Below are 13,391 nucleotides of genomic sequence, written 5' to 3'. Positions count from 1 at the left end.
TACACTGCAAGCTTTTATTTCATCCATCTCTCATTCATTGATACATTCCTGCTCCAGACGAATCCTGCGCTCTAACATGATTTCCAGCACCGGAAGCCAATCCGCATATCTTGGTTCGTTCAACGCATGAAGTAGCTGACTGGCATACTCTTCACTGACAGGCGCTGCTTGTGCTTCGTACTGAAGTAGCGTATCCACTCCCATCCGATAAGGTCGAAGCCTGGGAAAAAAATTGAATTGAAGCCATTTAAAAATGCGGATTCCACCAAGGTCTATATCACCCCAGTGGAGCAGTTCTGGCGGATTCGACGCTTCACTTACTACCTGACTCAACTTTCGAAGAAAGCTTTGCAGGACACGATTTGGGTACCCTCCTGTGTAGATGGCAAGAACCTCGCCAGCACGAACCGAAGGCTGTTCCAGATACTGATGGTAACTCGTCCAATTTTCTATGGTAAGAATGTGACGAGCAGGTATAAAGAAATGCGTCATCGCTTCAATCGTCTCACCAGAAAGCCCAAGACCGCCCGGAAATGCGCTGGTGTCAGCCTGCTTGCCGTCACGGGCTCGAAAGACAAGCGGGCCGCATAAAGAGACACTCTGAGGATTACGGGTAAGACCAAGGTAATCCAGCCATTCTTCCTCTGTCTCCCGCTGCTCACCGGAAGCCTGCTTCGCCAGAGCAATCAGCCGTTTGAGCGTCTGACGCTCCAGATGCTTCGTATCTCGAAACAACTGCTGGCTAAAGATACGAATCGGTACTGCGCGATCCCCAAGCAGCGGCAACTCGTTCAACGTGCGAACTAGATCAGCCGTCCCTTGCACGTCATCTGGATCGAGGCGGGCAGTCTTGCCTTGCGCCAGCGTGTCGTCCACCTCCTTTCGCCACTCTTGAACCCAACGCCACGGATGAAAGCCCAGCGGGACCAGAGAAGCCCGCAGTTGCTCCAGTTTGGCGCGCAAAGGAGTCCGACCGGAAATTCGGTACGCCTCCTCTACAGCGTTCCACTGCAAGTATACTTTCTCTATTTCGTCTGAACGATATATAGTCCTTGCAAGTTCAACAACATCCACTCGCTCTAGCTCTAGTAGACTTTCATTCATCCAATGGCGCTTTCGGAAGTCCATCTCATCATTGTAATCCCGAGCAAAAGGACTCTTCCCAATTACGAGTTGGGGACGTATTTTTCCTGGAGTCCCTGTGGCAAATGACTGGCTTTGCTCATATTTGTCTAAAAACAGGGTCAGCAGCTCCCTGCCAAATTTCTGCTTAAACCCTATTTCATCTGCTTCCATACGCAAGTCCTACCTTTCTCTGCCGATTTAAAACAAGGTGCCTTGCCCCCCGTGGCGTTCACTTTCAAACGGAGGACTCACTGCGCTTTCCCCGAACTTGGACGAGGATGAGTCTGCATCGGGAAATTTATCTTGCTTAAGGTCTACCGACTTTTCGATTGCTTCAACATTGTGAAATGTAGGGCTCGTCTCTGCCATGTCTTTATCTAATTCTGCTTCGTCTGGGACCCAGCGGTCAATCATATCAACAAAGCACTGGTAGTCATGCTTACTGACGAACAGCGTAGTCGTCACTTCGGGTGCCATATGCTGCATTTTCTCGTCCGGAACAGCGGCGACCAATTGCAGTCCCATTTGCTTAATTAGCCGTAAACTGGATTGAATACGCTGTTCGTCCATCTTGTTGAACGCTTCATCGAAGACAACTAGACGTGAGCTTTTGTTTGAATACAAATGATGAAACGAAGCCAGAATGGCAATATAGAAGGGAGTCTGTGTCTCGCCGCCGGATTTCTCTTTAAGCACATGCGAGAACCGGTAGCGCCCCCCGCTGCTCGAAGAAACCATGATGTCAAAGTCCAGGTATTGCCGGTAATCAGCATACTCCTCCATCTGCCCGGCCTCTCCACGCACCAGCATTTCGAACAATTCATGTAGCACTGCTGTCCGATCATTTTCCGGCAGGTCGAACAGAGAACCTTTCTCCATCAAAAGCGGGTCCATCACTGCCTCATAAAATTTCTTGTACCGTTCGCTCGGCGAAACCTCGAAGTGATACTTGTCGTCAGAAAAGGGGAAGTTGCGCAGCGCATAATTCAATTGTTGGAATTCACGCCGCGCCATCTCAATTGCTTCCCGCAGCTTGAATACGAAGTGGGACTTGAACTCCTCCTCGGATTCTGCAAGCGCCTCTGCGACCTTTTGCTGATATTCTGGAATGTTAAGATGCTCGATTGTATCAAGCAGACGGTCATAGGCATCATTCTCGGAATCGTTCGCATCACCGCTGAAGGCATGATCAACATTGTACTTTTGCCTGTGTTTGGCAACATAGTTGAATTGGTCATCACGCTTGGTCTGTAGTCCCTTGGAGCTACGTTCCCAGTTTTGTAACTTTTGCCACGTACTGACTGTCGTTGATCGCTCCGCTTCCTCAAAACGCTGCTTGGCTCGCTGCTCACTCTCAGCACCATACTCACCTACCCATTGCTCAAGGATGAATTCAGCATCTCGTACTTTATTCTGGTGAACGAGCAAAGCTCCCACAAGCTGCTTACACTCGGCTTCAACCGTGCCTTTATCCTGCAAGAGGCCCCCCCAGTTTTCCCTCCATTGCTTCTCCGCCTCGCGCCAATGCTCGTACTCAGCCTTAAGGCGTTCGGCTTCCTCCAGATTGAGTCCTTCCCATTCTAGTAGCACTTGTTCCTGACGACACCTGCAAGCTTTCAACTCTCGCGGCAATGCGAGGTGAGAGGATAAGCCGTTATACACAGCATCCTTGTCCCGAAGCCGATCCATCCACTCTCGGAAGCCATCCGCCAATTCCCGCAGTCTGGTGATTGTTTCCTTCACCTCCTGAAGCTCCGACTTACGTATCTCCAATTGGCTAGCAATTGCCTTTGTTCCGATATAAGGAATTTCATAATACTTTTTCGGGATTTGTCTGGCCACAAGATTGTTGTATACCATACAACTACGCGTAACGGCTGTATGATGCCGCCGCAACTCTTGCTCGTCCTTGGCTTTCATCACCCTGCCTAGCAGATGCTCGGCTCGAGCCCGAACGACAGGATGCTCGGCAATAAGCTCATGGGCGAGCGAACCTGGCTCCGCCGTACCTAAATATTTTCGTTCTTTGTCAGTATCGACCAGACCCACGCCTTCGAGCTTTTGCGTCCATTTCTCTCGTTCATAGATGCCTAGCGCCTCCGCGAAGTATTCCGGTTCCACCAATAGATCGAATCGTTGCGTATTCAGATAACCTTCCAGCGCATCCCGCCAGCTCTCGTCAACAAGTTCTGCTTCTTCACAAAAAATCCAGACCGCAGAACGTCCCCTTAACCGCTCCTCCAGCAATGCCTTCAACTGTCTGACCGGCTCCGCATAGCTGCGCCGCTTCTGTTCAAGATCACGGATAATGCTCTCCAGTTCGGTCGCCTGCTCCCTCGCCGTCTTCAGTGTTTCCAATAAGCGAGCTTCGCCAATCAACAGCCGTTCATACCAACCGGATCGAGCTTCGCCAATCGCAACAAGCCTCGAAGCCCATGCTTCTTCATCCAAATCTTCTGCATTGCCTTTGTCTACAATCGCCAGCAATCCCGCTAGATGCTCCGCATATTGTCCAATCTGCTCCCGCTCTCCTGTTTCCCACGACCAATATTTCCCGGACGGCCAGGTGGAGAAGTTCTCCAGCAATTGTCTCTCCCGATCAAGCTTGGTACAGTAAATGGACAATAATTTCTCCAGTTCCCCACGTTTCGTCTCAAGCTCTTGGATTTCAGCCTCCAGTTCCTGCTTGCGTCTTTCATCCGCATGATTCTGCCAGCGCTGGTAAGCGAACTGTGACTGTTCACGCGCCTCATTCAACTTACGCTCTGCCAATCCAGCACTTTCCTGTAAGTTAGCCAACTTTTCCTCCGCTTGATGCTTCAAACGCTCCTGTTGCTCAAGATTCTCTGCTTCATACAACAATTTTAATTTTCGAATAACATAGTCCTGCTCTTTGATTGTTTCTTTGAGCCGGGCATACTCCTGATAGCCATCTCGAATTCCCTTCAACTGTAATTTGCGCTTCTGAAGTAGTTCAAGTTCCTGTCTGTAGCGCTCATGAATCTCGAAATTCTGCTTCATCAAATCCAACTGCAATTCACGCTTGTCCAGGATGTAGTCGTAAACAAACGCCCGGATATTTCGAATCGGCTTAAACGACAGTGCTTTGGTGAATATATGGAAAAATCGATCCTGCAGTTGACCCAGTCTTGCCAACAACGCTTTCTGATAGTTGGACTTGTTACGCTCGAACAGGGCCCGCCCCCTTGTACTCTGTCTCACACCAGGCCACAGTTCTCCTTCTCCAACACCGGCTCCATATCGTCGTTTAAACGCTTCCCGATTCAGCAACTGCCCTTGCGGATTAATAAAGTCAAGCTGATCCAACTTGCATGCAGCCAATATAAAATACTCTTCCTCATACGAACGGTCGCGGTACACGTCAATAGCTGCACCAATAACAAACGATTCCTTCTTGTCCTCGTCTAGGAACTCAGCAATAATGTAGGTCGTAAAATCCCCGTCCCGAACGTACGAACGCTCATCGCTTCCAATCTTACCCATTAGATAATTCTCAAAACTGCGCTTCGCCTCATCGTGAGCCGCTGCGTTGAAGCGGATAAGTCGCTGATCAACTACAAACAGCACCTGAAGGGCGTCAATAATCGTCGATTTACCGGCGGCATTTTGTCCTGTAATTAATGTCTGTCGGCCAAATTCCATAGTTACATCCTTGAAGTAGTGCCAGTTAATCAACCGGAGCCGTGTCATCCATTTCATCCAGCAATCCTCCTTCCTCTGCGGCATCGTAGCGTTCCAGTCTTTCCGTAAGTTGAGCGATCTCGTCAGCCTGAACAACATACATCCAAGTATGGTATAGTTTGAACCGAGCATCGTCCGCTCTATGATCCTCATCCATCGCTTCGAGCAACTGAAATTGTGCACACAACCGAATAAGCTTGTCCAGCGCTGTCCGTCCCACCCATTCAATCCGAAACGTCTCAAACTTACTACGAATTTCATGCAACGTCACCATCGGATAATCAGCTAACGACAAGCCTTGTCGCTTCTCCTCATACAGAAGCCGCAGCACAAGTAGCCAAAGGGTCTGTTCCCTATCCAGCCGCCTGCGGAGCCGTCCATCCGGAAGGTGAAGAAAGACGCATTCATGACGTTCATCAACTGTTAGTTCCCAACCAAGAAATTGAAAGTAGGCTTCAAGTGCCTGACTATGACGCCGTATGATGGCATAAGCTTCACGGTCCTTGTCTCTAACCAGCAGATTGACCTCGAATAGCCGATTCAATACATGACGAACCTTGGCTTGCTCAGATTCACTCAATTCGTCAAACATCATCTTTTCGAGCCCCCTTTCTTCTTAACAATTGTATGGTTATCGAAGCGATAACCGCCAATCGTTAGAATATTACGGCCATCACTTCGCCGAATCAGGAAGTTCGAGCCCCCATCTGATCCATACAAATAAATATAGCCCAGCATAATGAACTGCTCCGCATTCTCGGGTGCGAGTTCCGCCATCTCCATCTCTGCCCGTTCACCCAAACGATTCGTTACATAATCATCGACCTTCTTTCGGGTAATCGCCTTGCGCATTCGTTCTAGGTTTTTGGTTCGCAATTCCTCCAGTAGATGATCAGGCATCTCCACAGCTACATGCACATCAGGTTGATGAGGCGCCCGCTTGCGGCGCGGCGGCAGTAAGGATTGTTCAGAAAGAGCGCGGGTCTGGCGCAGTGCGAACAAGGACTCCGTAGCATCCATTGATAAGTCTTTGCTCAGCCGTTCAATTAAACGTGCAAGCTGCTGATCTATGCCTTCATTCTGCTGACTCAAATAGCGAGCACGATCATAAGAGGAACGCAAGTATTGATTGTGCCGTAAATCGATTTGGTAGAACAACTCATCCAGTCCGTTAAACGTTTCTTCAATGAAAAAGAGTGCCTGCTTAACTGCCTGCCCCGCCTCGTCTACCGCAGCGTATAATCCGCTCTTCACCCCGTCGCGTGCAGCCTCTTCCAATTGTGGCCGATCCAGTAGCCATTGCTGTATTGTATTCAGAATTTGCATCCGATAACGGGCAACATGATCGGATGTCTTCAGTCGGTGATAACTCTTGTCAATAATTTGCGTTTTATAATGATCAAAATGATGGTCCAGCACATCCTGTATTGATGTTTTCTGAACAACCTGTTCCATCAAGTGCTTCATATTGTTGTAAAGCCCCACAAGCTCCTGTCGAAACTGTCCACTTACTTCCGCCGCACTCATAACGGCCGAACATGGCTGCAGCCGAGCTCCTTCTCCGGTCAGCGATTGGTAGACCAAAAAAGCAAACCGCTGGTACTCAACCGTCCTCGCATCGCATAGCTCTTTTAACACACCAATCAGCCGACTAGCATAGTGGGGCAATACAATGAAACGCTCGAACTGAGCTCGGCTCTCCACATCGATCCACTTCCGCTCTTCCAGTCGCCGCAACATTGCATTCGCTTGAGCTCTCGTAAGGTCTTCCATATTGATCTGTCTCAGATCGTCACCACGCACGCTCGCCTCATCTTCCGTATCCAATACAGCAATATCCTCACCCAATTCGCGCCGGGTATCGAGCATCTCCTGCAGTAAATCCCGCATGACGTTAAAACGAATGCCGAAGCGCTCTGTCTGTGCCTGATCGTACAGCAACAAAAGAGCCTCAGCATAGATGTGCTTATTAGAGCCCGCAAGCAACGTAAACAGTCGATCCGGAATAATGTCGAACAATTTCATACTCGTCACACATTCCCTCATTAGAATAGAAACTCTTGCGCCAATAGGCTTGTTAATACTCGGCCTTATGCCATCTCCAGTTATCGACGCATTTATATAAATTTCGACAGTAATGGCATCGTATCCTTCTACCTCTTACTGCCTAAAGATGGAGTCACATCATAATTAAATCTCTTACATCCCTTACAGCCATATGGCTCTTTTGTCTGAATATATGATTTTCTATGTGGAAAATTTGCTTTGATAACATTGCTTGAACACTGAAAAATTACTGCCCGGCATACTACTATGTAGTATGATAAAAATGAAACCAGCGATATTAATCAGGAAGAAATACGCCTTAATAAAGGAGGTGAACGTATGGCGAAGTATTCGGATGAAGAGATCAGAGGCATGTCCAAAATTACCATTAAAATTGCAGCAGATTACCTGGGCATATCCCCAAACATGCTGACACTCGGCATGAGAAATGACTTGTTGCCCATTGGTTTTGCAATTCGTAATGAAGATCGATATAGGGAGAGTTGGTCTTATACCATCGTACCGGAACGGCTTATTGCCTATAATCACGGCAAGATCAATGCAATTCAGGTGGAGAATATTGAAAAAAACTTGAATACGATCATTGATCAATTCGAAGAAATGAAACGGGATCTGGTTTTTCTATTAAGCGAAAACGAGGGATTGGAGGAATCAAACAATTCGACGCACTCCTTGCACCGCAGGTAAATCACACACTGCAGGGTAAACACACTGCAATTGACTTTCATGATGATAAAGAAGCAGTTCAACAAGTCGCACAAAAAGAGCAACCAACTAGAATTGAACCTGCAGTTGTTCCCATCATTGAAGTAAGCTCGTCAAGTGAAGGAGAGGAGGGAAGTGCTTTGCCCGAGTATTCGAATATTGAAATGACTCGAAAGCAATTATACGAGGAAATCTGGGAAATATCAGTCGCCGGAGTAGCCAAAAAATACAACCTCCCTTATACCCACCTTATGAAACAGATTAAAGACGCGGGCATTCCGATTCCTCCGTCTGGATACTGGACGAAGCTCAATTTTAACAAGCCTGTAACCAAGCTTGAATTACCGGAGCCGGCAGACGAAATCATTCTGTTATCCTACTCCCGCCCTTCTACTCCTAAAAAGAAGCGGCAAAGCTTAACGATTGAAAGCTACAGCAAAGCCGAGTTGGAAGCAGGCATCGCTGAAGCATCAACAGCACTCGAAGCTCCTACATTACCAGTGGAGGAGCAGGCTCCCTTCCCTTCTACAACAATGAAGGATGATGCCAGCGAGGTCGCTCAAACAATTGACCTACCAGAAACATATGAGCAATCTGGACAAACCTTCAATATTTATGACAGAGAGCTTCTATACAATGAAATATGGTTGGCTCCCGTAACCGAAATAGCTAAACGGTATGCTGTCTCGGATGTCGCAATCCGCAAGGTATGCCAGTCCTTGGATATCCCCACGCCTCCAGTTGGGTATTGGGCCAAGCTTCGAGCAGGCAAGCGAGTGACCCGTACTCCGTTACCTATAACCAACAAGCCTACTAAAAAATCAGGGGTACGAACCGGATCAGATTACAGTCCACCACTTGAGAAAGAGACACTCAGCTTTTTAACTAAAGAAGATAGAAGTGTTGTTCTCTCTATTGCAACGCAAATCAGACTGCCCGATGTGAACGCCAAAATGCATCCGACAATTGTAGCCCACCGAAAATCAGTCATTGATTGGAAGAGAAAACATAGGGAGCAAGAAAGCAAAGGTTATAATAGAAGAGCTATGGATACTCCTCTGTTTCTTGCCGACACGGTTTCTGAAGAATCCTTGCCTAGGGTGTTGCATCTCTTTGATGCGCTAATCAAAGCCATGGAGCCGCTCGAATGCTCCCTAACTAGCGATTTAAAATTTGTTGTCAACGGTGAAACCGTCTCTGTCTCGGTAACAGAAGCAAAGGACGAAATTCAGCATATTCCTACGAAAGAAGAAAATATAAAACTACTAAAGTATGAAGAAGACAAACGCCGCCATTCGTGGGCTTCAAAGCCAAAAATCAGAAAGTATGACTATTTTTACAATGGCCGAATTACCATTACGGTGAATAGCTCAAAAAGCTTCCGAGATTGTAAATCATATGTCATTGAAGACCGCCTTGGCGACCTAATGATTTCGTTTTACGAAGCTTCAGATATACTCCGGCAAGAGCGCGAGGCCCGAGAAGCTGCCGAACGCAAGCGTAAGGAAGAGGAACGTCGAAAAGAGGAACACCGTCAGCGTGTAAATGAAGAAGTCAGCCAAACACTGATGTTGGAAAATCTATCGGAGGATTACGATAACGCCTGCAAAATAAGACGTTACATTACCGCAGTTGAGGCATCTGGAAACCTTGATCCAAAGACAGTGGAATGGATTGAATGGGCAAAAGCCAAGGCAGACTGGTATGACCCAACGATTGCCCGGGAAGACGAATTTTTCGGGAAACGTGATCACCGAAAGAACTCTGACCAAAAGGGGCTAGAGCGTAACAGTTACAAATGGTGGTAAAGGTAGAGCAAGTGAATCATTCCATCTTCAGATTCGCTTGCTTTATTTTTATCGACAACGGTTCACGAGAGTATGTGTTCTTCACAGGACTGAATTCATACTATGGCTTCAAGGCGAAGCGCTGATTCTTCAAGAAAAAGAAAACTTTACAAGAAAAATAAACAAAAAGTTATTTTTCAAGATTTTGATACCTTTGCTCTCGTATATATTCGTTTAGATCCGGTGCTATTGAATTTAGATGCGATTGACTTACTCCGATAAATTTGTAGATATCCTTCGATAAAATGCGTCGATTCTTCGTCTGCTCAAAAAATTGATCCACTCTATTTACCAACAGATTCTTCCTTTCATCTAAGCGTTTCTTCCTTTGTTCTTTCTTCATGTCTTTTATGTAATGTTGAAATCCCCAAGTCCTAATTGTATTTGCTGATACTTTAAGAAATAAAGATATTCGCTCCATAGAAATGTCTTCATCGTTCTTTATCATTTCCCGACATAAGTCAATCATCTGTTCTTGATATGATTCGATATTATGTCTCATTGGAACTTTTCGTCGCGAATAAACCTGGGCATTCATTACATCGATGTGGTATCTATAAAGCAGATAGTTACGATAGGAGCCCCACCACTTCCATTTGTGAATGTTATTCATGTTTGCGTTTTTTTGGACCGCTTGAACAAATGCTAAAATTAGACTATCATCAAGTTTTTCAACTTTTCCAAAAACAAACCTTGTACTAAAATACGCAATAATTCCTCTCCAATCCTTGTTATAGTTAATTGGCCTTGGACATTCTTCTATTGTTACAAAATCATTTTCTTCCATCATAACTTTTAAATGGTGATACCCTTTTATGAATCCATCTTTTTCAACCATACTACCATCAACAATAGAAGCAAACCTGCAGCCACAAGCTGTACATGCAACATAATTACGAAACAACGAACCATTTGAATGGCGTTTTGTTGTAGTTCCGGTTTTCACCAGAGAACCGGGCTTTTGAAAGTATATACACCATGGAGCCGTGCATCTCATGGTTTCGAATAGACTATTTTTTAATGAAGTAGTTATTGAAGTTTGAAAGCTCTTTGGTATTTCTAATTTTTCAAAGTATTCATAATCAATGTTGAAGGATGCCATTACATTTAAAAGAGTTTTAATGTGTATTGTTCTCTTCTTAGAAAATGTATTTCTTGCAATCTGTAGTAAATACGGAAGATGAATTTTGAGGACAACAGCATTAAATTGCACGACGTCTCTATTGAAATAAGGATTCTCCTTATTTAATAAATACAATAGAATTACAGCAACCTCTGATGGACTTCTATATTTCCCACTATAAGATAATAATTTGCCCCATATGCATTCAACGCATTTTTCTTTTTCTAACTCAGCCACATTTAGTTTTTCAATAGTTGATGGAGTGTCTTTTAATTCAAAGTAGCAATAAGGGCAAATCTCATTGTGCTCAACATCAATTAATTTAATAGAGTTACAACAATGACTGCAACTTTTGGATAAATATATTTGATGTTTAACACAACATGTGACCCCATCTATTTTCCATTTAAGTCTGATATACGCCTTCTCTTGAATACAAAGAGGACAGAAATGTAGCTCATCACGAATCATACCTTTTAGGATACGAGAAAACGAAATCTCACTAGGGTGACAGAACTTCACTAGGACGTTGTAATATGTCATAGCTATTAACTTATCCTTCGATACTTCAGTTGACTCCGCCAAATCTTCTAGATTTATAAATACCTCAGGTGTGAGTTCAAGCAAATGTGCATCGGCCTTCTGAGGATTTATCTTCTTATTTTTACTGCTATCGTGCCAGATAGAAAGCATCTTAGTCCCATTTTCAGTTGCAAATCTAGTAAAAAAGCTAATAAGGGATTCATCATCCATCGGTTTTATACGAACTGAAAACATGCTTTTCACTCCTCTTCTAGGGACTATTAGTATTATTGCCCCCTAGAAAAAAAAGCATACAGGCTCACAATAGATTAACTATTTAAATGACCAAATGAATAACGTTCAATCTCTTGTTTAATAATATCTTTTACTGACTTATAACCCTTCACATGGATATACTTTATTCCTAATTGCCTTGCCACACTTGCAACAGATAGATTCATCTGTGATTTAGTATGCTGCAGTATAGCCTCCCTTATTTGATTCACAAGTAATTTTAATTGATAGTCTTTAACCTTTTTATTGACTTCTTTAATTGAAGCATTCATGTAACTGATGAATCCGGGGTATTTTAGTATTATATAATCTCTATTTCTTCCCAGTCTTTCATAAATCGTCCGCATTAACAATAACTCTTTATCATCATAATCGGTAACTAAATTATCAAATATTCTTCGAAGTTCTTTTTCTTCGCTATGTTGCCTTATAGATAATTGTTTTTCCTTAGCCTTTTGAATAGTGGTTGTGATGCTATGCGAATGTATGGTTCTCTCGGAGCATTCGAGAGCAACTGCCACTTGAGAAAATGATAATCGAGTTTCAGAAAAAATTAAATCATTGATAGTCTGTTCAGCTCTAATAGAGAGATCAAGATATTTCTTTAGTGGTTTTTTCAAGTCTGACGACTTATGAATAAAATAAAGCTGCACTTCAGAATGAGCGTAATAATAGCTGAACATTTTCAAGTTCCAGCCATATCGTTCTCTCATTTTCTTATATTTGGACTCTGGATAGGTATTCCAATTATATGGAATACCATTAAATAAAGTAACAAGGTTCTCCGGTACAATTGAATAAGCATATAAAGAGCTTATGGAGTCAGGTAACAAACGATGATAAGCAAGATACCCAAATATTTCACTTATTCGAAAGAGATTGATTTTCAGTTTACGAGAAACTTCTGCTCTTGTCATTCCAACTTCAGCTAGATTTTTTATCAAGGATACTAATTCTATTTTCCCGTTAATTTCCTGCCACTGATTAGATTCAGGTTGATATGCATATCTCATAAAGCATCCTTCGCAAACAAAATAATAGGGATACCGAATCCCCTTTTTCCTAGGTTCAACTCTTTCATTTATATAAATCATTTTTTTGCGTTCACGATGGCAACACCAAGGTGTTTCACAAATACCTGCTGTCTTTTTTTTCTTCACTGTTAATAGGCTATTCAAATATAACTTTGGAACGTCAAGCTTGACAAAATCCTCTATAGTCATGTTGGCATAATCCAACACTTCAAACAATATCGATTGAGTTACTTTTTTAATCACCGAGGTACCCCTGACAAATGCAACAAGACTTTTCACCAGATTTTTAGAAAACCCAACTATGTCTTTCCGAATATAAACTGTTGCTTGATTTTGAGCAACGAATAAAGTTTTTAATGCCAATGACCTCTCCATGTTCAAGTTCCCATATTTCTTTGTGAGCATTTGTCCTGGTGTCAATAGAAATTGCCAACGCCGATAAAGTTCTACTTGTTGATTAAAGTCTTTAATATCAGCTTCGACCTCTGGAATATCAACCAACTTCACATTTGAATCTAGCTTAATATTATGAATGTAGCATTTATCTATATCTTTCAACTGCCAAATAAGCATATACACATTCTCCTGTTTAGTACAGGATGGACAAAATCTTTTAGATTTCTTATCAAGAGCCATTTGAATCATAACCATAGCACGATCATAGTCATGATATGGATTATCAAAAAACTTAGAACATACTGTAAAATAGGTAAGCTGAGCAATGTCATCTAAGCTGATATCTAAGAGCCTAGTCAATCTTCTAGGATTAATTAAGCAAAAATCATAATCTAGCCGACAAAATAGATTTGATCTTATCATGTGATCAGACCCAGCATGAATGTCTCTCCAAATATCCATCTCATCACAACCATTTAAATTTCCTGCCCGAAATAAAAAAGAGGTAAGACTCTCTCCAGATTTAGGAGTAGGTCTTACCGTCAATTGATGGTTAACCACTCTGCACTTCCCTGC

At 43.6% G+C, this 13,391-nt stretch carries 8 protein-coding genes; 2 read left to right on the top strand and 6 right to left on the bottom strand.

Translation table 11 applies throughout. The features are described 5' to 3' along the window. Positions 1 to 30: 30 nt before the first annotated feature. The 4 genes from FJQ58_RS15130 to FJQ58_RS15115 form a co-directional block, all read right to left on the bottom strand. Positions 31 to 1,104 (bottom strand): Wadjet anti-phage system protein JetD domain-containing protein, encoded by a 1,074-nt coding sequence (locus FJQ58_RS15130; protein WP_162341506.1) that lies wholly within the window; start codon positions 1,102 to 1,104, stop codon positions 31 to 33. A gap of 219 nt (positions 1,105 to 1,323) precedes the next feature. Beyond that, entirely contained in the window at positions 1,324 to 4,845 is a 3,522-nt protein-coding gene (locus FJQ58_RS15125; protein WP_139994827.1) for an ATP-binding protein, read from the bottom strand. Next, entirely contained in the window at positions 4,814 to 5,422 is a 609-nt protein-coding gene (locus FJQ58_RS15120) for a DUF4194 domain-containing protein (protein WP_139994825.1), read from the bottom strand. Before FJQ58_RS15120 ends, FJQ58_RS15125 begins: the two co-directional genes overlap by 32 nt. Continuing rightward, on the bottom strand, positions 5,419 to 6,852 hold the full coding sequence (locus FJQ58_RS15115; protein WP_139995000.1) for a Wadjet anti-phage system protein JetA family protein: 1,434 nt from the start codon (positions 6,850 to 6,852) through the stop codon (positions 5,419 to 5,421). Before FJQ58_RS15115 ends, FJQ58_RS15120 begins: the two co-directional genes overlap by 4 nt. Positions 6,853 to 7,212: 360 nt before the next feature. Here FJQ58_RS15115 and FJQ58_RS15110 point away from each other — a divergent pair, with 360 nt between their 5' ends. Together FJQ58_RS15110 and FJQ58_RS15105 are read left to right on the top strand one after the other, a co-directional pair. Continuing rightward, entirely contained in the window at positions 7,213 to 7,581 is a 369-nt protein-coding gene (locus tag FJQ58_RS15110; RefSeq protein ID WP_139994823.1) for a hypothetical protein, read from the top strand. A gap of 158 nt (positions 7,582 to 7,739) precedes the next feature. Next, positions 7,740 to 9,407, top strand: a complete 1,668-nt coding sequence (locus FJQ58_RS15105) for a hypothetical protein (RefSeq protein ID WP_238404070.1) — start codon at positions 7,740 to 7,742, stop codon at positions 9,405 to 9,407. A gap of 169 nt (positions 9,408 to 9,576) precedes the next feature. Here FJQ58_RS15105 and FJQ58_RS15100 read toward each other — a convergent pair whose 3' ends face one another. Together FJQ58_RS15100 and FJQ58_RS15095 are read right to left on the bottom strand one after the other, a co-directional pair. Beyond that, the gene (locus FJQ58_RS15100; RefSeq protein WP_139994819.1) at positions 9,577 to 11,346 is read right to left on the bottom strand and encodes a TniQ family protein; all 1,770 of its coding nucleotides are present in this window, start codon (positions 11,344 to 11,346) and stop codon (positions 9,577 to 9,579) included. Between the two features lie 74 nt (positions 11,347 to 11,420). Further along, positions 11,421 to 13,376, bottom strand: coding sequence for a TniQ family protein (locus FJQ58_RS15095; RefSeq protein WP_162341505.1), 1,956 nt, complete (start codon positions 13,374 to 13,376; stop codon positions 11,421 to 11,423). Between the last annotated feature and the right edge of the window lie 15 nt (positions 13,377 to 13,391).

The organism is Paenibacillus paridis, assembly GCF_006345825.1.
Classification (GTDB): Bacteria; Bacillota; Bacilli; order Paenibacillales; family Paenibacillaceae; genus Pristimantibacillus; species Pristimantibacillus paridis.
Note: the sequence above shows the minus strand (reverse complement) of the source record. Positions and strands in the feature narration are given on the sequence as shown.

Bases quoted from the DNA above. Each gene is read 5' to 3' on its own strand.
- FJQ58_RS15120 (WP_139994825.1), bottom strand. From the start codon at position 5,422: ATGATGTTTGACGAATTGAGTGAATCTGAGCAAGCCAAGGTTCGTCAT.
- FJQ58_RS15110 (WP_139994823.1), top strand. From the start codon at position 7,213: ATGGCGAAGTATTCGGATGAAGAGATCAGAGGCATGTCCAAAATTACC.
- FJQ58_RS15115 (WP_139995000.1), bottom strand. From the start codon at position 6,852: ATGAAATTGTTCGACATTATTCCGGATCGACTGTTTACGTTGCTTGCG.
- FJQ58_RS15100 (WP_139994819.1), bottom strand. From the start codon at position 11,346: ATGTTTTCAGTTCGTATAAAACCGATGGATGATGAATCCCTTATTAGC.
- FJQ58_RS15130 (WP_162341506.1), bottom strand. From the start codon at position 1,104: ATGAATGAAAGTCTACTAGAGCTAGAGCGAGTGGATGTTGTTGAACTT.
- FJQ58_RS15125 (WP_139994827.1), bottom strand. From the start codon at position 4,845: ATGAAATGGATGACACGGCTCCGGTTGATTAACTGGCACTACTTCAAG.